This window comes from Sphingobium sp. MK2 (assembly GCF_040170545.1).
Classification (GTDB): Bacteria; Pseudomonadota; Alphaproteobacteria; order Sphingomonadales; family Sphingomonadaceae; genus Sphingobium.
In genome coordinates this window covers 1-18,762 of record NZ_JAZDXA010000047.1, presented here as the reverse complement: position 1 = coordinate 18,762, position 18,762 = coordinate 1, and the positions used below count along the sequence as shown (strand labels likewise).

Sequence of the window (18,762 nt, the reverse complement as noted above, 5' to 3'; positions counted from 1 at the left end):
CCATGACTGCTCCTTAAAGAGCAGCCTTGAATCAGAACTCCAGCCCGTTGGGAACCCCTTTTGTCAACACGGGCTAGCGAACGAAAAGCTGAGGTGACTTGTTCACAAGCCAATATGCTCATTCTATCGGTTTCATCATGATCACAAGCCACTACTTGACCAACAGTATCCGTTCGCGCGTGAACTGTGACCAAAAGCTCTTTCTTGTTATCAGGTAGGCGGGTGACATTGACCGCAATGTCAGGAGGTCGGGTTATCAGAAATTTTGAACCAAGCGACCACACCAGCAGACCATTTTGGACAGCGTGAATAGGTGTGCCCGTTTCATCTAAGGCTGGTTTCAATTTGGCGCTCTTTAAGGCGTTTGAGCATGTTTGATCGTCAAGTATCGAAGATCCGCTAGATAGTTTGATTTTGCAGTCGATCGGGCGTCCATCAGGCGCAATGATCAGATCAAAAAAGACGACCCCCTCTTTGTGATGACGCTTCGCTTCTGCGGGGTATTCAACGGCACCGAGCCAGCCCTGCTTCTTCAAAGGCTGCGCAGGAGTTAGATTTGCGCTGGCAAGCGCTACGACTAGAGCAAACATCTTACTCTCCGTTAGGGTTTAGATGGCTCGAAGCCCGTTTCTGCCCGTACAGAAAATACACGACCAGCCCCAGCGCATTCCACCCGAAGCACGCCAAGATCGTGTCCGTCGGCAGGCTGATGAACAGATAGGCGCAACCTGCGATTGCGCCTAACCCTACGAACCAGGCGGCGGGCGTGCGGAAGGGGCGGCGGAGGTCGGGGCTGCGGCGGCGCAGGACGAGGAGGCAGGCGCCGACGGCGGTGAAGGCGATCAGGGTGCCTGCGTTGGCGAGGGTGGCGATCTTGTCGATGGGGAGCAGGCCCGCGATGATGGCGACCAGCACCGCCGTCACGATGGTGATGCGCACAGGGGTGCCGCGCCTGGAGATTTTGGCGAGGCTTTGCGGCAGGAACCCATCGCGGGCCATGACCAGGAAGATGCGGCTCTGGCCGTAGAGGAAGCCGAGCAGCACGGTCGGCAGGGCGATGACGGCGGCGATGGCGACGATCCGCGCTACCTCTCCGCGCCCCATTTCGCGCAGGATCAGCGCGAGCGGTTCGGGGCTGTCGGCAAAGCGGGTGAAGGGCATCGCGCCGATCGCGGCGGCCGCGACCAGGACATAGATCAAGGTGCAGACGATCAGCGAGCCGACGATGCCGATGGCGAGGTCGCGGTCCGGGTTCTTGGCTTCCTCTGCTGCCGTGGAAATGGCGTCGAAGCCGTAGAAGGCGAAGAAGATGATTGCGGCGGCCGCCATCACCCCGCGCTCGACCCCGTCCGGTCCCATCGCCTTGGCGAAGCCGAAGGGCATGAAGGGCTCAAGATTCTGCGCATCGAACGCGGGCAGGGCGACCCAGACGAACAGGCTCAAGGTCGCGATCTTGATGAGGACGAGGATGCTGTTGAGGCGCGCGCTTTCATGCGTGCCGAGCATCAGCAGGCCCGCGACCACGGCGATGATGAAGATGGCGGGCAGGTTGACGAGGCCGCCCAGCTCCGGCCCCTGGGTCAGTCCTTCGGGAAAGCCGATCCCGGTCAGCAGCGGCGCAGCATAGCCCGACCAGCCGACCGCCACGGTCGAGACGACAAGGCTATATTCGAGGATGAGGCTCCAGCCGACGATCCAGGCAATGCCTTCGCCGAGCGCCACATAGGAGTAGCTATAGGCGCTGCCCGCAGCGGGCATCATGGTCGAGAGTTCGGCATAGGCAAGCGCGGCGCAGGCGCAGATCGCACCCGCTATGGCGAAGGAGAGGAGGACGGCAGGCCCGGTCCGCGCCGACGCCGATCAGGGTCAGGATGCCGGTGCCGACGATCGCGCCGACGCCCAGCGCCAGCAGATGCGGCCAGGACAGGGTGCGGGCCAGGCGATGCTGGTCCCCCGTCGGCGTCATCGCTTCGATCGACTTGCGGCGTGTCCAACTCATGCGTCTCAGGCTCCCCTTATGCTGTCGCCCTTAGCTTCGCACATTTCCCGCAGATTTCGACATAAAATTACGCGGCCTTGATTTTATCGGAAAGTCGGGCGTGGGGCGTGAGGGGCGCGGTTGGGAGCATAGCGGCTCAGGTGCCGGTAGGACAGCGATGTGTGATGGGGAGCAATGGTGGACGTTTACCGCGTGCTGTGAAGCTCTCAGACGACGCTCACCATCGGTCAAGGGTGGCGTCCCGTCGCACCGCAAACTTCCATGCGGTGACGGCGATACTAGCAGTCAGAACCAGCGTTGCAGCGGCCACGACGGCACCACACAAGGCTAGAGCAATCGCTTCTCCGGCATTCGTGGCGGACGACATATCAGGCATAAGTTTGTTCACGCCACTAGCCGCAAAGAACACCAATATCAGTGACCAGCGATAGCCTTTCGTTGCCTTTACGATCTGCATCGGACTTACGAAGTGTGTCGCGATCGCCTGCGCTATCGGCCAAGCGGGCAGGAACGCTAAAAACAGCAAGCCGATAAGAAGCAACGTGATGACGGTCGAAACGGTCAAGCCGTCGTGCAGACCTGAGCGAGACGTGTAAACTAGAACAGTCAAGCTAGATAATATCGGCACGAACGTCAGAATGGTAATGGCTGCAAACTTGACGAAGCCCACCACGGTTGATCGCTTTTCAACCATTGTCATGGTCGTAAGATATGCCGCTGCGAGCCAAGCCAATATGACGACGCCGAGAAGGGCGTAATCCAAATCAGAGAATTTAGTGCCTGTACCCCAATGAACTAGGTCGGTGACAGCCGATAGCGCGCCTGCTATTGAGACGTAGATCAGCCCACGCTTAGGGACCGTGCCAAACTCACCCATCGTCTGCGTGAGGAAATTTTGAAATGTGGAACCCCCGGTCATTCATGGAACATGAACGACAATGCTTTGCACCGCAATCTAGGTTCTGCACGGGGATGCTATGTCAGCTTATGGACTTGTTGCTGCGCTAAGCCGTCAGTCGCCTTCCCACCCCCCTGCCGTCATGCCGGGCTTGACCCGGCATCCATTGGCTCAACGGTTGGATGTCATTGCGAGGGTGAGGCTCATGGACCCCGGATCAAGTCCGGGGTGACGGTGTTTGATGGGTGTTTGCGAACCACACTTGCCGTCACCCCAGCGGAAGCTGGGGTCTCAGGAGATGGCGTGATGGCGTTGCGACGAGTGCCAGGCCCGACTGTTCCGCGCCTCCGCCTGAGATGCCAGCTTGCGCTGGCATGACGGATAGGATGTGCGCGCGCTTTTGCGGGCGTTGTGCAGCTACCGACCGTCCGCTTCCCACCACCCTGCCGTCATGCCGGGCTTGACCGGGCATCCATTGGCTCAACGGTTGGACGTCACTGAGAGGCTGAGGCTCATGGACCCCGGATCAAGTCCGGGGTGACGGTGTTTGATGGGTTTTCGCAAACCGCTTATCTCGTCATTCCCTTGAGGGCGGAGATGGCGACCGTGGCGCGGTTCTTCTGCCAGCCTGTTCGCGCGCTCCGTCCGCCCGCTTGCCATTCCCGCCGCTTTCCTCTAAGCGCACGCCAGCAATCGGGCGGTTTGCCGTTCGGTCCCTGACACATCCATTGAGCGCGCATCCTGAAAACAGGATGCACCGGGCGTTTTGTATGGACGCTGGTTGGCGAGGTTTCGCCCACCGGCGATTTTGTCGTTTTGGCAGGGTGGCTGCTGTTTTCCGGGCCTTTTGGTCCAATTGAGGTGATGATGTTCGATTCGCTGAGCGATCGTCTGGGTGGGGTATTCGATAAACTGCGGGGGCGTGGTGCGCTCACGGAGGACGATGTCCGCGCCGCGATGCGCGAGGTGCGAATCGCGCTGCTGGAAGCCGACGTTGCCCTTTCGGTCGTGCGCCAGTTCGTCGATCAGGCGACGGAGCGGGCTGTCGGCAGCGATGTGCTGCGGTCGGTTACGCCGGGGCAGATGGTCGTCAAGATCGTTTCCGACACGCTGACGGAAACGCTGGGGTCCGAAACGTCGGACCTGATGATCGACGTGACCCCGCCCGCCGTCATCATGATGGTCGGCCTGCAGGGGTCGGGCAAGACGACCACGACCGCCAAGATCGCCAAGCGCCTGAAAGAGCGTGAGCGCAAGAAGGTGCTGATGGCGTCGCTCGACGTGCAGCGTCCGGCCGCGCAGGAGCAGTTGGCCGTGCTGGGCACGCAATGCGATGTGGCGACGCTGCCGATCATCGCCGGGCAGCAGCCGGTGGATATTGCCAAGCGCGCGCTGCAGGCGGCGAAGCTGCAGGGCTTCGACGTGGTGATGCTCGATACCGCCGGGCGTCTGCATGTCGACCAGGCGCTGATGGACGAGATGAAGGCGGTGGCCGATGCCAGCAGCCCCGCCGAAATCCTGCTCGTCGTCGATTCGCTGACCGGCCAGGATGCCGTCAATGTCGCGCAGAATTTTACCGCGCAGGTGCCGCTGACCGGCGTGGTGTTGACCCGGATGGATGGCGATGCGCGCGGTGGTGCGGCGCTGTCGATGCGGGCGGTTACGGGCCGTCCGATCAAGTTTGCGGGTACGGGCGAAAAGCTCGACGCGATCGAGCCTTTCCATCCGCAGCGCGTGGCGCAGCGCATTTTGGGCATGGGCGATGTCGTGTCGCTGGTCGAGCGGGCCGCCGAGAGCATCGACGCGGACGAGGCCGACAAGCTCGCCAAGAAGATGGCCAAGGGTCAGTTCGACATGAACGACCTGCGCGCGCAGCTTAACCAGATGCGCCGCATGGGTGGCCTTGGCGCGCTGGCGGGCATGTTGCCGGGCCTCAAGAAGGCGCAGGCGGCGATGGCCAATAGCGGCGCGAACGACAAGACGCTGATTCATCTCGACGCGATGATCGGGTCGATGACGCCCAAGGAGCGGGAACGCCCCGCCTTGATCAACGCCAAGCGCAAGATCCGCATCGCCAAGGGTGCCGGGCGGACCGTGCAGGACGTCAACCGCCTCCTGAAAATGCATCAGGAGATGGAAACGGCGATGAAGAAGATCCGCAAAATGGGCGGCCTCAAGGGGCTGGCCAAGATGTTCACCGGGGGCGGCATGGGTGGGCTGGGCGGACCCGATGGGGCGGGTGCGCCCGATCTGTCGGGCTTGAGCGGGTTGGGCGGCAATATGCCCAAGCTGCCGCCGGGCTTTCAGAATTTCATGAAGAAATAAGCAATTTCCGTAATTTGATTAGTGTAGAAAGGTTAAGTTCCATGGCAACGTCCATTCGTCTCTCGCGCGGTGGTTCCAAGAAGCGCCCCTATTATCGCATCGTCGTGGCCGACAGCCGCGCGCCGCGTGATGGCAAGTTCATCGAGCGTATCGGCAGCTACAACCCCGTCCTGCCCAAGGGCGACGAGAAGCGCATCGTTCTGGACGTCGAGCGTGCGAAGCATTGGGTTGCCGCTGGTGCGCAGCCGACCGACCGCGTTGCCCGTTTCCTCGACGCCGCTGGCGTGAAGGAGCGGATCGTCCGCAACAACCCGAACAAGGCTGTGCCGGGTCAGAAGGCCAAGGATCGCGCCGAAGACCGTGCGACCAAGCTGGCTGAAGCTGAAGAAGCGCGCATTGCTGCGGAAGAAGCCGCCAAGGCGCCTGCCGAAGCGCCTGCCGCTGAAGAGGCTCCCGCCGAGGAAGCCGCGACCGAACAGGCCGAGGGCTGATCCTCTTGATGGACAAGCCCGTCACGCTCGCCGCGATCGTCGGGGCGCATGGGGTGGCGGGCGAAGTCCGTCTCAAGCTGTTTGGCGAAGGGGCCGAAAGCCTCAAAGCCTATGGCAGTTTCGATGCGGCGGGGCGCACATTGACGTTGAAGTCGGTGCGCCCCGGCCCCAATGGCGCGGTCGCCCGCTTTGCCGAGATCGGCGATCGCGGCGCGGCCGAAGCCCTGCGCGGCACGGCGCTGACCGTCCCGCGATCCGCCCTGCCGCCGCTGGCTGAGGGCGAATATTATCATGCCGACATTATCGGGCTGCCTTGCCTGTCGAGCGAGGGCGAAGCGCTCGGCGAGATCATCGCGATCGAGAATTTCGGCGCGGGCGACATTGTCGAAGTGCAGCGGCCGTCGGTCGAGGGCAAGCCCGGCAAGCGTTTCATGGCGCCGATGCATGCGGTGACGCTGGAGGCGGAGCGGGCAGTGATTGACGCGCTGTTTGTGGAGTAGTATATACGCGCCGTGCATACGGAGGGCGTGGCAATGGGCGACGAATATCGAGCCAAGATTTTCAAGTCGGGCAATTCCGTCGCCTTACGTCTCCCCAAGGCTTTAGGCCTGTCCGACGGCGAAGAGGTCGTGCTGGTTCCCCATGAGGATGGCAGCTTTTCCTTCTGGAAGGAGGATCAGGCCCGCGACCTTTTCCTGGCGCTCTATGGCAGTATGTCGAGCGACTTCATGCAGGAAGGGCGCGGCGATATCGACCAGGGCGAACGCGACTGGACGTCGAACACGCCCCAAGCCGCATGACCAGCCGCTATCTGCTCGACACCAATGTCTGCATCGATTTTTTGTTGGGGCGGAGCGCGTCCTTGGCCGAGCGGGTCGGTCAGGCTTTTGGCGGCTTGGCGGTATCGGCCATCACCGCGGCGGAGCTACGGGTCGGCAGTCGCACGTCCAGCGATCCCAAGGGCGACATGCGCCGGATCGATGCTTTTCTGGCGATGCTGGATGTCCTGCCCTTCGACGACCGGGCGGCGGCGACCTATGGCGCGGTCGTCCGGCAGGTCGGTGTGCGGCGCAAGAGTTTCGATCGGCTGATCGGGGCACAGGCGCTGTCGCTGGACGTGCCGCTCGTCACGCGCAATGAACGCGATTTCGCTGACATACAGGGGCTGAGGCTGGAGAATTGGACGCTATGATCCGCGCGATTGCCGCTGCCTTCTTGATCGCGCTGGTTCCGGTCGCTCATGCCGCCGATACGCAGAAGATCGCCGCTGCCATTCCAGAGATCGACCGGCTGTTTGCCGATTTTCAGGTGGATAGTCGGGCGCCGGGGCTGGTCTATGGCATCGTCGCGGGCGGCAAGCTGGTCCATGTGAAGGGGCTGGGGGTGCAGGATCTGGTGCATAGGCGGCCGGTCACGCCCGAAAGCTTGTTCCGCATTGCGTCGATGACCAAGGCGTTCACTGCGCTGGCGATTTTGAAATTGCGCGAAGAGGGTAAGCTCGGCCTGGATGATCTGGCCGAGACCCATGTGCCGGAAATGCGGGGATGGACCTACCCGACCAAGGACAGTCCGCGCATCCGCGTCCGCGACCTTTTGACGCACAGTGCCGGTCTGGTGGACGATAATCCCTGGGGGGATCGGCAGACGCCTTTGCCGGAGGCCGACTTCACCCGGATGCTGCAAACCGGCGTGCCGTTCAGCACCGCGCCGGGGACGCGCTATGAGTATAGCAATTTCGGCTATGCGCTGTTGGGGCGGGTGATCGCCAATGTGTCGGGCCAGCCCTATCGCCGCTATGTCGAAGGGCATCTGCTGGCCCCGCTTGGCATGACGTCGAGCGGCTATCAGGTCGGCGAATGGCCGGTCGAGCAGCGCGCTATCGGTTATCGTTGGGAAGAGGGGCGCTGGAGCGTCGAGCCGACCATGGCCGACGGGGCGTTCGGGGCGATGGGGGGCTTGCAGACCAGCGCCAACGACTATGCGCGCTGGGTCGCTTTCCTGCTGTCGGCCTGGCCTGCTCGCGACGATGCGGAGGCGGGGCCGGTGACGCGCGCTTCGGTGCGGATGCTGGCACAGGGGAGCAATTTCATGGGGGTCGCCCAGCGCAATGGCGCGAGCGGGGCGACGGCATGCCGACAGGCGGCGGCCTATGGCTTTGCGATGCGGGTGGCGCAGGATTGCGACCTGGGGCTGACGCTGGCGCATGGGGGTGGTTATCCGGGCTATGGCAGCCATGTGATGTTGATGCCGGACTATGGCGTTGGCATCTTCGTCTTCACTAACCGCACCTATAATGGCGGCAGCGGCCCGGCCTGGGACGCGGCGGTGGCGCTGCACAAGGCGGGGGCGTTGATAGCCCGGACGATCCCAGTGTCGGCGCTGCTGGCGGATGGCTATGCGGCGGCGGGGCGCATCTATGCGGCGGGTGATGTGCTGGCGGCGCGCGATCGGCTGGCGATGAATTTCCTGATGGACCATGATGCGGCGCAATGGGGCAAAAAGATCGCGGCGGTGAAGCAGGAGGTGGGGGCATGTGCCAGTGATGCGCCGATCGTCGCAACCGGCGCTCTGGCGGGGCGGTTCACCTGGACGTGCGAGCGCGGGCGTGTGGCGGGCACGATCCTGCTCGCCCCGACCCCCGATGCGCAGATACAGTTACTGTCCTTCACGGTGCGGGCACCCTGACAGCAGCCGTCTGGACGCTGCGGCTGGCATCGCCTAAGCGCGAACCATGCCCCAGATATTCACCGCCCTCTATCTGATCGCCATGCTGGCCGCTGGCTGGCGCCTGTTCGGCCTTGGCTGGTCGCGCGGTGTCAAGATTGCCGCTTCGGTGGCGCTGGTCTGCCCGGTGCCGCTGCTGGTGCTGCTGCCTGGCCTTATTCATCCTGAACGGCCCTTTGCCGACCTGTTGCGGACCATAGGCCTGACGCTGCTGTTGTGCGGGGCGCTATGCCTGGGCGGAGGCTGGTCGGCGGCCAAGATGCGGGCGCGGCGGCGATGAGCTTTACCGCGCAAGTCCTGACGCTCTACCCGGAGATGTTTCCGGGGCCACTCGGCGTGTCGCTCGCCGGGCGGGCGCTGGCCGAGGGGAAATGGGCCTGCGATCCGATCCACATCCGCGATTTCGCGACCGACAAGCATCGCACCGTGGACGATACGCCTGCGGGTGGCGGCGCGGGCATGGTGCTGCGCGCGGATATATTAGCAAAAGCGGTCGATCATGCGCTGGAGCGGCGGCCCGATCTGCCCGTCCTTGCCATGACGCCGCGCGGGGTGCCGATCACGCAGGCGCGGGTGCGCGAATTGGCGGAGGGGCCGGGCGCGACGATCCTGTGCGGCCGGTTCGAAGGGTTTGACGAGCGGATTTTCGATGCCCGGCCGATCGAGCAGGTCAGCATGGGCGACATCATCCTGTCGGGCGGCGAGATGGGGGCGCTGCTGCTGCTGGATGCTTGCGTCCGGCTGCTTCCCGGTGTAATGGGCGCGGCTTCCAGCGGAGTCGAGGAGTCCTTTGAAACGGGGTTGCTCGAATATCCGCACTATACCCGACCAGTAGAATGGGAGGGGCGCACGATCCCGCAGGTGTTGCGATCGGGGGATCATGCGAAGATCGCCGCCTGGCGGAAACAAAGGGCGGTCGATGATACACGGCTAAGGCGGCCGGACCTTTGGGAACGTCACAGCGGCGTTCGGGTCCAGTCGCCCTCTGGTGCGCAACGCGACTTGAAGGACTGACGTTTCATGAACATCCTCCAGCAGATCGAGGCGGAAAACATCGCCGCCCTCGGCAAAGAAATCCCCGAATTCCGCGCCGGCGACACGCTGCGCGTCGGCGTGAAGGTCGTCGAAGGCGAACGGAGCCGCGTCCAGAATTATGAAGGCGTGTGCATCGCGCGTTCGAACAAGGGCATGGGTTCGAACTTCACCGTGCGCAAGATTTCGTTCGGCGAAGGCGTGGAGCGCGTGTTCCCGCTCTATTCGCCCAACATCGATTCGATCACCGTCGTCCGCCGTGGCGTGGTGCGTCGTGCGAAGCTCTATTATCTGCGCGGCCGCACTGGCAAGCGCGCTCGCATCGCCGAGCGTCGCGACGTGCGCACCGAGGGTTGATCCCTCGGCTGTCCCACGGGATAGCGTAGAAACAGGAAAGGGCGGCGTTCCAGCGGGAGCGCCGCCCTTTTTCTTTGGCCATTTTCTTTTGTGGCGGATTATCGGCGGCTGGTCCACCATAAGCCCGCCAGGCTGATCGCGGCGGCGGCCGACATATAGAGGCCGACAAATTCGACGCCCTGGACTGCGATCAGCCAGGTGGCGACGATCGGGGCGAGCGCGCCGCCCAAAATCCCGCCAAGGTTAAAGGCGAAGGACGCGCCGGTGTAGCGGAGCTGGATGGGAAAGAGGGCGGGGAGATAGGCCCCCAGTGGCCCATAGACGAAGCCCATCAGGAACAAAGCGAGGCTGAGGATCAGGAAGATCGGCAGCAGCGTGCCAGCGCCGATCATCGGGCCGAAGATCAGCCCCATGAAGACCGTGCCGACACAGCCCCAGGCGAGGACGCGGGTGGGGCTGGTCTTGTCCGCCCACCAACCTGCAATCACGATGCTGACGCTCATGAACAGGATCGCGCCGAGCTGGATCGAGAGGAAATCGCTGCGGTCGATGCCGAGCGTGGTGGTGCCGTAGCCGAGCGCGAAGGCGGTCGCGATATAATAGATGGCGAAGCAGGCGACGACGGCGAAGGTGCCCGCAATCGCCGCGCCCAGATGATGTTTGAACAGGGTTGCGAGCGGCATGGCGGGTGGCGGTGCTTCGGCCTGCGCGGCAGCGAATTCGGGGGTTTCCGTGAGTTTCAGGCGGACCCAGAGGCCGAGGAACACCAGCACCGCGCTGCCGAGGAAGGGCAGGCGCCAGCCCCAGGCGAAAAATTGCGCGTCGGTCAGGATCGTGCCCAGGATCAGGAACAGGCCATTGGCGGCGATGAAGCCGACTGGCGCGCCCAGTTGCGGGAACATGCCGAAGCGCGCGCGCCAGCCGGGCGGGGCATTTTCCACCGCCAGCAGCGCCGCGCCGCCCCATTCGCCGCCCAGGCCCAGCCCCTGGCCAAAGCGCAATATGCACAGGATTAGCGGGGCCCACCAGCCGATCTGCGCATGGGTGGGCAGGAAGCCGATGGCGAGCGTGCAGCCCCCCATCAGCATCAGCGAGGTGACCAGCGTCACCTTGCGCCCGACGCGGTCGCCATAATGGCCGAACACAGCCGCACCGAGGGGGCGGGCGAAGAAGGCGAGCGCCAGGCTGCCATAGGAGGCCATGAGCTGCGCCGTCGGCGAGGAGGAGGGGAAGAAGAGCGAGGGGAAGATGAGGCTGGCGGCAGTGGCGTAGATGTAGAAGTCGTAAAATTCGACCGCCGTGCCGACCAGGCTGGCCGTCAGCACCCGCTTGTGCCGCCACATTTCGCCGACGCCGCTCAGTTCCGCCATATCATGCCCCCTCTGCTATTCTTGCCACAATCCTCCCCTGGTAGGGGAGGTGGCTGGCCGTAGGCCAAACGGAGGGGTGTCGCCCTCTTGATAGGGTGACACCCCTCCACCGGCTTCGCCGGTCCCCCTCCCCTACCAGGGGAGGATTTGGTGTTGCGTGCCGTTATGATCGTCGTCGTTTCTGGTTCAGTAGCTCGTAAGCCATCACCGCCGTTGCCACCGCCGCGTTCAGGCTGTCGGCCTTGCCCAGCATCGGCATCTTCACCAGCAAATCGCATTCTGCTTCATAGGCGTCTGGCAAGCCCTGCGCTTCATTGCCGACGAGCAGGAAGGACGGGCTTTGGTAGCGCGGTTCCTGATAGTCGTGGGTCGCCTTGAGACTGGTGCCGATCAGTTCGCCGGGGCCAGCGCGCAGCCAGGTCATGAATTCGGGCCAGCGCGCCTGGGTGATCGACTGGGTGAACAGCGCGCCCATCGAGGCGCGGACCGATTCGACCGAGAAGGGGTCGACGCAATCGTCGATCAGGATGAGGCCGCCTGCCCCCACCGCGTCGCCGGTGCGCAAGATGGTGCCGAGGTTGCCGGGGTCGCGCAGCGATTGCGCGACGATCCAGATGTCGGCCTTGGTGCGGTCGAGCGCCGCCAAAGGCGTCAGCCGGTCGCGATAGACGCCGACCACGGCCTGGGCATTATCCTTGCCGCTGATCTTCGACAGGATGTCCGCGCTGGTTTCGATGACGTCGCCGCCCGCCGCTTCCATCGCCGCAATCAGCTCTGCGGCGAGCGGATGGGTGGACCCGGCGTGGAACAGCATTTCGGGCAATACGCCTTCCTCGCGCGCTTCGGTCAGGATGCGCAGGCCTTCGGCCAGGAACAGGCCTTCGGCCTTGCGGAACTTTTTTTCGCGTAAGGATCGGACACGCTTCACCAGCGGGTTGGAAAATCCGGTGATTTCGCGTGCCACGGTTGCTCGACGCCCCAATTGCCCAAGGAAAGGGCTTCTCTATCGGCGGAAACGACAAAAGGACAGAGGGGAGGGGCGGATGGTCGTTCGGCGATGGATTTGATCGCGGAATCTTGCGAAGGAGCGGGCATGGATACCCACGCCCCCCAATCACCGCCGCCACCCTTCTCGCCCAAGATTGAGGACGGCTTCTTCCTCGGCGTCGTGCTGCTGGTGTCGGTCGCCTTTTTCCTGGTGATACAACCCTTTCTGGCCGCGATATTGTGGGGCGTGATCGCCGCCATTCTGTTCGCGCCGGTATATCGCAACATATTGGCGGCTATACCCACGCATCAAAATGCCGCTGCGCTGATCACCCTGTTCCTGATCCTCGTCATCGTCATCGTTCCGGCCTTTGTGCTGGGGGCGGCGTTGTTGCAGGAAGCGGCGCATTTTTATGGCAAGATCCAATCCGGGGAGATCGACTTCGCCCGCCTGTTCTCCCAGGCCATGGCGAGCCTGCCGGAATGGACGCGGCCTTATCTGGGGCGGATCGGCCTTAGTAATTTCGACGCGGCGCAGGCGATGCTGACCAAGGGCATTACCAGCAGTTTCCGGATGCTCGCGGCGCAGGCCTTCCAGATCGGTCAGAGCGCATTCAGCTTCTTCATGGCGCTGGGTGTCATGCTCTATCTGTCCTACTTCCTGCTGCGCGATGGCGAAAAACTGTCGCAGCGGATCGCTGTGGCCGCGCCGTTGCGGGCCAGCCAGCGTCAGGCGCTGATCCAGCAATTCGTCATCGTCATCCGCGCGACGATCAAGGGCAGCATCGTTGTCGCCATCGTCCAGGGGCTGATCGGCGGCATCGTCTTCTGGGCGCTAGGGATAGAGGGCGCATTGCTCTGGGCCGTGCTGATGGGAGCCTTTTCGCTGTTGCCTGCCGTCGGCACGGCGATCGTGTGGGTGCCGGTCGCCATCTTTCTGTTCGCAAGCGGCGCAATCTGGAAGGCGATCGTGCTGGTGGCGTGCGGCGTGCTGATCATCGGTATGGTCGACAATGTGCTCCGCCCGATCCTGGTCGGCCGCGACACGCGCATTCCCGATTATGTGGTGCTGATCACGACGCTGGGCGGGATCGAACTGTTTGGTTTTAACGGCATCGTCATCGGCCCGGTGATCGCGGCGCTGTTCATTGCCACCTGGAATATTTTTACCCGCATGCGGCTGGCCGCTGGCGTGGCCGAGGGCTGAGACATTGAGCGCCACCCGGCCTGCCAGACGGCGGGCCGGGTGGCGCGCGCTTCGCCTCAGTCCCCGAAGCTGCGGGGCGCGGGGGCGACGACGGTCAGGTTGCCCGCGCCGATCTCGGTCACTTCCAGCGCGCGTTCGGCAACGCCCGATCGCGAGAAGCGGAAAGCGCCGTCGATGCCGGAAAAGCCGCCTGCGTCGCGCAGGCGCGCCGTGGGGAAATTGCTGCCCGGCTTCCAGTCCTGCGCGATCCGCACCGTCAGCAGCACGGCGTCATAGCCAAGCGAGGACAGGCGGAAGGGCGCGCTGCCGTAGCGAGCGCGATATTTGGTGGCGAGCTGGCGATAGAGGCTGTCCGAAACACTGGCGAACCAGGCGCCGCGCAGCACCGGGCTGGCCGACAGCGTGCCTTCGGTATTCCACAATTCGGTGCCGAGCAGCCGTGCGGTCGCGCCGCCATTCTTGCGCACGATTGGCGCGATCTGCAGCGCGACGCGGCCGCTGTCGGCGATCAGCAGCGCGTCATAGCTGGAGGAAGCCTGCAATTTCTTGACCGCCGCCGTCATCGACGCGGGGCTGCGGTCGAAGGTCTGCATCGATACGACTGTGCCGCCTGCCTGTTCGACCGCGCGCAGCAGGGCATTGCCCGCCCGCTCGCCATAGGTGCCACGGGGCACGAGCGCGCCGAACTGGCTCAGCCCCTTTTGCCGGGCGAAGCCGACGACGCGCTCGATCGACTGATTGGGGTTGTAGCCCATGATATAGACGCCGCTGCCCGCAACGCCGCTGTCGTTGGAGAAACTGATCACCGGCACATTGGCGCGCGCCGCGATCGGCCCGATCACGCGCGCGTCATCGGCCAGCAAGGGGCCAAGGATCAGGCGGTTGCCATCGGCCAGCGCCTTGTTGACCGCCGCTGCTGCGCCGAGCGCGGTATCATAGGTGGTGATGCGGACCTTGTCGGTCTTGGTATCCATCAGCGCCAGCGTGGTGGCGTTGGCGATAGACTGGCCGACGCCCGCATTGGTGCCGCTCATCGGCACCAGCAGCGCGACGCGATGGCGCAGCGTGTCGGTCGGCAGGCCTTCGGTCACGGTCGGGCCGGACGGCTGCGCCGGGCCGGTGGGCGTCGTCGGGGCCGGTCCCTTGGGCACGATCGACTGACAGGCGGCGAGCATCAGGGCGCTCGCGGCGAAAGCCAGCCGTGCGCCGCGTTTGAGGGAAGCGAACAAGTCCGCTTGCCGGGAGGCATCCGTCTCTGTCATCTGGCGTCCTTATGGAAACTCAATCATCGGGTCTTGAACCTGGGCTTTATATCGTCGCGGGGCCGATCGGCAACCTTGGTGACCTCACGCCGCGCGCAGCGGAGGTGTTGCGGCTGGCCGATGTCGTCGCGGTCGAGGATACGCGGGTCAGCGCGCGGCTGCTGCGCCATGCGGGTTCTGATCGGCCAATGCTGCCCTATCATGACCATAGCGGCGAAAATGTGCGCCAACGGCTGGTGGAGCGGATGGCGGGCGAATCGGTCGCCTTGCTGTCGGACGCGGGCACGCCGCTGATTTCCGATCCGGGGTACAAGCTGGTGCGCGATGCGCGGGCGGCGGGGCGCAGCATCACGACGCTGCCGGGGCCAAGCGCAGCGATCGCGGCACTGACCCTGTCTGGCCTGCCGACTGATCGGTTCCTGTTCATGGGTTTCCTGCCGAGCAAGGCCAAGGCGCGGGGCGACGCGCTGGATGAGGTGGCGGGATTGCGGGCGACTTTGGTCTTCTACGAAAGCGGGCCGCGCCTGTCGGAAAGCCTGTCGGCGATGGCGGCGCATCTGGGCGACCGGGAGGCGGCGGTCAGCCGGGAGATCAGCAAGACGTTCGAGGAAACGGCGTGCGGGACGCTGAGCGAATTGTCCGCCCGCTATGCCGATGCGCCGCCGAAGGGCGAGATCGTGGTGACGGTCGGCCCGCCGGGCGAAGCGCCGCCCGCCACCGCCGAAGATGCCGACGCGGCGCTGCGCGAGGCGCTGACCCGTCTGTCCGTGTCGAAGGCGGCGGGCGAAGTTGCCAAGAAACTGGGGCTGGACCGGCGCACGCTCTATGACCGGGCGACGGAATTGAAGGAGTGAAGCGCGAAAGCGCCGAGCGGCGTGGCCGTCAGGCGGAGCGGATCGCGGCCTGGTGGCTGCGGCTCAAAGGCTGGCAGATCGTCGGGCGGCGGATGCGGACGGCGGCAGGCGAGGTCGATCTGGTCGCGCGCAAGGGCACGATGCTGGCCTTTGTCGAGGTCAAGGCGCGCGCCACGGCGGCGGAACTGGACCTGGCGATCGACGAACGGCGGTTGCGCCGGGTCGCGGCTGCGGCGGAAATATTGTGGCATGACCTCGGCAAAGCGGGGGACGATATGCGAATCGACGTCATCCTCCTTGCGCCAGGCCGCGCGCCACGCCATCTGGCGAATGTCTGGCATGGGGGGTGATTTGTCCTTCCATACACCCCTTCGTCACCCTGAACTTGTTTCAGGGTCCATTGGCTCTGCGGCTGCGGATATACGCGGCGGTAGGACGAATGGATGCTGAAACAAGTTCAGCATGACGAGTCATTATATGAGGATGACCCCAATGACGCAGCTCAACCCCCTGACCGTCGCGGTGCAGATGGACCCGATGGAGGGCATCAAGATCGCAGGCGATTCGACTTTCCACATCATGCTGGCGGGGCAGGCGCGGGGGCATCGGCTCTATCATTATCTCGCCCATGACCTGACGTTCCGCGAGGGCCGGGTGCTGGCCAAGGCGCGGCCGGTGCATGTGCAGAAGGTGGATGGCGATCATTTCGCCTATGGACCGGAAGAGATGATCGACCTAGGCCGCGATGTCGATGTCGTGCTGATGCGGCAAGACCCGCCGTTCGACCTGTCCTACATCACCGCCACCCATTTGCTGGAGCGGGTGCAGGATGAGACGCTGGTGGTCAACGACCCTGCCAGCGTCCGCAATGCGCCGGAAAAATTGTTCGTGCTGGATTATGCGCGCTTCATGCCGCCGACGATGATCACCCGCGACCTCGCCGAAGTGCGATCCTTCCTGGCCGAACATGGCGAGATCGTGGTCAAGCCGCTCTATGGCAATGGCGGCGTGGCGGTGTTTCATGTCGGCAAAAATGGTGCCAACCTCTCCTCGCTGGTGGAACTCTTCAACGCCTCATGGGTCGAGCCTTTCATGGTTCAGGCCTTCATTCCCGGCGTCGCGGAGGGCGACAAGCGCATCGTGCTGGTCGACGGCGAAGTCGCTGGCGCGGTCAACCGTATTCCCGGCGCAGGCGAAATCCGCTCCAACCTGGCGGTCGGCGGCTCGGCGGCCAAGACAGTGCTGACCGACAAGGAGCGCGAAATCTGCGCGGCGATGGGACCGGAACTCAAGCGGCGCGGCCTGCTGTTCGTGGGCATCGACGTGATCGGCGGCGAATGGCTGACCGAGATCAACGTGACCTCGCCGACCGGCATCGTGTCGATCGAAGCGTTCGACGGGACCGACACCGGCGGGCTGATCTGGGACGCGATCGACGCCCGACTCGCAGCGCGGGCGGCGATTTGAGGATTTCCTCCAACCTCTTACCGTTCGGGCTGAGCGTGTCGAAGCCCACTGCTGAGCGAAGCGAAGTGACCTCCCTGCGGTCGGTCGGCCCCTTCGACTTCGCTCAGGGTGAACGGATGAAGAGTATCATCGGCTGTCCGGGCGGCGCATTCCATGACTGACTGGGTGCTGCGCCTGATTGATGCAGGCGGCTATTGGGGTATTTTTCTGCTGATGGTGCTGGAAAATGTCTTTCCGCCGATTCCCTCTGAACTCATCATGGGCATTGGCGGCATCCGTGTCGGCCAGGGGCGGATGGACATGGGCTGGTTGCTGGTGGCGGGCACGCTGGGCACCACGGTCGGCAATTATTTCTGGTATATGATCGGCCATGTGCTGGGCTTTGCCCGGTTGAAGCCGCTGGTTGATCGTTATGGCCGCTGGGCGACGCTGGAGTGGCGCGATGTCGAGGCGCTGGACCGCCTGTTCGGCAAATATGGCCAGATTGTCGTCTTCGTCTTTCGCTTCATGCCCGCGCTGCGGACCATGGTGTCGCTGCCCGCCGGGCTGTTCCGCATGGGGCATATCAAATTTCTGGCCTGGACCGCCGGCGGCGCGCTGATCTGGAACATCATCCTGGCCTATGCCGGTTTCATATTGGGCAAGAATTTCAGCGAGATCGATAAATATATCGGCCCGGCAGCGACCATCTGCGTCGTCGGGGCGGTGGTCATCTATCTGTGGCGACTGGCGACCTGGCGGCCCAAAGGTTAGGCGCGCGGGTGGGCGTTGCGATAGACGTCCATCAGATGCGCTGCATCGACCTGAGTATAAACCTGGGTCGATGACAGGCTGGCATGGCCGAGCAATTCCTGAAGGCTGCGCAGATCCGCGCCGCGACCCAGCAAATGGGTCGCGAAACTGTGGCGTAGCGCATGGGGCGTGGTGCGGTCCGACAGGCCCAGCCGACCGCGCGCGCCCTGCACGGCGCGGCGGATCAGCGCGGGCGACAGCGGACCGCCGCGCGCGCCTCGGAACAGCGCCTCCTCGCGGGTCATGGGGAAGGGGCATTGGTCGATATAGGCCTCGATCGCCTGGCGCACCTGCGGCAGGAGCGGGACTTGCCGGGTCTTGTTGCGCTTGCCGGTGACGCGCAGCGTATCGGCGAGCGGCAGTGCCGCGCCGGTCAACCCCATCGCCTCGCCGATGCGCAGGCCCGCGCCATAGAGCAGCAGCAGCACCGCCCAGTCGCGCGCGCCGATCCACGGCAGGCGGGCGGTTTCGGCGATGTCCTGCGCCAGCGCGACGGCTTCGTCGGGCGAGATGGGGCGGGGCAGGCCGCGCTTGGCGCGTGGCCCCTTGAGCAAAGGCACGCGGGCGTCCTCGCCGCCGGTAAAACGCAGGAAGCCCCGCACCGCGGACAGTTCGCGCGCCGCCGACAGATTGCCGATCCCGTCCATCCGCCGCACCGTCAGAAAGGCGCGCAGGTCCGCCTGGTCGATCCGCGCGAGGCTGGCAGCGGTTACCGCCGCGCCATGATGGCCCTCCAGAAAGGCGATCAGCCGCTCGGCCGTCGCGACATAGGCGCGTACCGTATGGATCGACCGGCGGCGGTCGAGCGCAAGATGATGACGCCAGCGGTCTATGAGATCGGGGGAGGGCATGGGCGGGAGGATAGGGCAGGTTAGGGGAAATGGGAAATGCGGGATCGGCATTCGGCACGCTACTAAATCCTCCCCTGGAAGGGGAGGTGGCTGGCCGTAGGCCAGACGGAGGGGTGTCACGCTCTCGATAGGGTGACACCCCTCCA

20 protein-coding genes and 1 pseudogene are annotated in these 18,762 nt (G+C 64.1%); 14 read left to right on the top strand and 7 right to left on the bottom strand.

The window, feature by feature from the left end:
• The 3 genes and pseudogenes from V2I08_RS17380 to V2I08_RS17370 all read right to left on the bottom strand — a co-directional run.
• The coding region (locus tag V2I08_RS17380; protein WP_349636182.1) for an energy transducer TonB at positions 1-590 on the bottom strand (590 nt) is incomplete at its 3' end.
• A 1-nt stretch (position 591) separates the two neighbouring features.
• Positions 592-1,999, bottom strand: a pseudogene (locus tag V2I08_RS17375) (amino acid permease).
• Positions 2,000-2,216: 217 nt separating this feature from the next.
• Positions 2,217-2,918, bottom strand: coding sequence for a hypothetical protein (locus V2I08_RS17370; protein WP_310225893.1), 702 nt, complete (start codon positions 2,916-2,918; stop codon positions 2,217-2,219).
• Between the two features lie 843 nt (positions 2,919-3,761).
• Between V2I08_RS17370 and ffh the strand changes: the two genes are divergently transcribed.
• From ffh to rplS, 9 genes are read left to right on the top strand one after another with little or no spacing between them, the layout of a single operon-like run.
• Complete coding sequence (ffh, locus tag V2I08_RS17365; protein WP_349636181.1) at positions 3,762-5,222, top strand: signal recognition particle protein; 1,461 nt, start codon at positions 3,762-3,764, stop codon at positions 5,220-5,222.
• A gap of 41 nt (positions 5,223-5,263) precedes the next feature.
• On the top strand, positions 5,264-5,713 hold the full coding sequence (rpsP, locus tag V2I08_RS17360) for a 30S ribosomal protein S16 (RefSeq protein WP_349636180.1): 450 nt from the start codon (positions 5,264-5,266) through the stop codon (positions 5,711-5,713).
• A gap of 5 nt (positions 5,714-5,718) precedes the next feature.
• Positions 5,719-6,213, top strand: a complete 495-nt coding sequence (gene rimM / locus V2I08_RS17355) for a ribosome maturation factor RimM (RefSeq protein WP_349636179.1) — start codon at positions 5,719-5,721, stop codon at positions 6,211-6,213.
• A gap of 33 nt (positions 6,214-6,246) precedes the next feature.
• Positions 6,247-6,513, top strand: coding sequence for an AbrB family transcriptional regulator (locus tag V2I08_RS17350; RefSeq protein ID WP_349636183.1), 267 nt, complete (start codon positions 6,247-6,249; stop codon positions 6,511-6,513).
• The gene (locus tag V2I08_RS17345; RefSeq protein WP_349636178.1) at positions 6,510-6,905 is read left to right on the top strand and encodes a type II toxin-antitoxin system VapC family toxin; all 396 of its coding nucleotides are present in this window, start codon (positions 6,510-6,512) and stop codon (positions 6,903-6,905) included. Before V2I08_RS17350 ends, V2I08_RS17345 begins: the two co-directional genes overlap by 4 nt.
• Complete coding sequence (locus tag V2I08_RS17340) at positions 6,902-8,398, top strand: serine hydrolase domain-containing protein (RefSeq protein WP_349636177.1); 1,497 nt, start codon at positions 6,902-6,904, stop codon at positions 8,396-8,398. The genes V2I08_RS17345 and V2I08_RS17340 overlap by 4 nt, the downstream gene beginning before the upstream one ends.
• A 46-nt stretch (positions 8,399-8,444) precedes the next feature.
• Positions 8,445-8,717 carry a hypothetical protein gene (locus V2I08_RS17335; protein ID WP_349636176.1) on the top strand — a complete coding sequence of 91 codons (273 nt, stop codon included), beginning with the start codon at positions 8,445-8,447 and terminating at the stop codon, positions 8,715-8,717.
• Positions 8,714-9,451: a tRNA (guanosine(37)-N1)-methyltransferase TrmD gene (gene trmD / locus V2I08_RS17330; RefSeq protein ID WP_037479647.1), complete on the top strand. Its 738-nt coding sequence runs from the start codon at positions 8,714-8,716 to the stop codon at positions 9,449-9,451. Before V2I08_RS17335 ends, trmD begins: the two co-directional genes overlap by 4 nt.
• A gap of 6 nt (positions 9,452-9,457) precedes the next feature.
• Positions 9,458-9,826 carry a 50S ribosomal protein L19 gene (gene rplS / locus V2I08_RS17325; RefSeq protein WP_037479649.1) on the top strand — a complete coding sequence of 123 codons (369 nt, stop codon included), beginning with the start codon at positions 9,458-9,460 and terminating at the stop codon, positions 9,824-9,826.
• A 98-nt stretch (positions 9,827-9,924) separates the two neighbouring features.
• Here rplS and V2I08_RS17320 read toward each other — a convergent pair whose 3' ends face one another.
• Positions 9,925-11,196 (bottom strand): MFS transporter, encoded by a 1,272-nt coding sequence (locus V2I08_RS17320; RefSeq protein ID WP_349636175.1) that lies wholly within the window; start codon positions 11,194-11,196, stop codon positions 9,925-9,927.
• 163 nt (positions 11,197-11,359) lie between these two features.
• Entirely contained in the window at positions 11,360-12,160 is an 801-nt protein-coding gene (locus V2I08_RS17315) for an RNA methyltransferase (RefSeq protein ID WP_349636174.1), read from the bottom strand.
• Positions 12,161-12,289: 129 nt separating this feature from the next.
• On the opposite strand from V2I08_RS17315, the gene V2I08_RS17310 reads away from it, so the two are divergent.
• Positions 12,290-13,390, top strand: coding sequence for an AI-2E family transporter (locus tag V2I08_RS17310; RefSeq protein ID WP_349636173.1), 1,101 nt, complete (start codon positions 12,290-12,292; stop codon positions 13,388-13,390).
• 56 nt (positions 13,391-13,446) lie between these two features.
• Here V2I08_RS17310 and V2I08_RS17305 read toward each other — a convergent pair whose 3' ends face one another.
• Positions 13,447-14,652, bottom strand: a complete 1,206-nt coding sequence (locus V2I08_RS17305) for a penicillin-binding protein activator (protein WP_349636172.1) — start codon at positions 14,650-14,652, stop codon at positions 13,447-13,449.
• Between the two features lie 11 nt (positions 14,653-14,663).
• Here V2I08_RS17305 and rsmI point away from each other — a divergent pair, with 11 nt between their 5' ends.
• The 4 genes from rsmI (at position 14,664) to V2I08_RS17285 (ending at position 17,726) form a co-directional block, all read left to right on the top strand.
• A complete protein-coding gene (gene rsmI / locus V2I08_RS17300; RefSeq protein WP_349636171.1) occupies positions 14,664-15,506 on the top strand; it encodes a 16S rRNA (cytidine(1402)-2'-O)-methyltransferase in 843 nt (280 codons plus the stop codon).
• On the top strand, positions 15,503-15,856 hold the full coding sequence (locus V2I08_RS17295) for a YraN family protein (protein ID WP_313923427.1): 354 nt from the start codon (positions 15,503-15,505) through the stop codon (positions 15,854-15,856). The genes rsmI and V2I08_RS17295 overlap by 4 nt, the downstream gene beginning before the upstream one ends.
• A 142-nt stretch (positions 15,857-15,998) precedes the next feature.
• Positions 15,999-16,973: a glutathione synthase gene (gene gshB, locus V2I08_RS17290; protein WP_349636170.1), complete on the top strand. Its 975-nt coding sequence runs from the start codon at positions 15,999-16,001 to the stop codon at positions 16,971-16,973.
• Between the two features lie 153 nt (positions 16,974-17,126).
• Positions 17,127-17,726 (top strand): DedA family protein, encoded by a 600-nt coding sequence (locus V2I08_RS17285; RefSeq protein ID WP_349636169.1) that lies wholly within the window; start codon positions 17,127-17,129, stop codon positions 17,724-17,726.
• Here V2I08_RS17285 and V2I08_RS17280 read toward each other — a convergent pair.
• A complete protein-coding gene (locus V2I08_RS17280) occupies positions 17,723-18,616 on the bottom strand; it encodes a tyrosine recombinase XerC (protein WP_349636168.1) in 894 nt (297 codons plus the stop codon). The two genes, V2I08_RS17285 and V2I08_RS17280, sit on opposite strands and share 4 nt — an antisense overlap.
• Positions 18,617-18,762 lie beyond the last annotated feature (146 nt).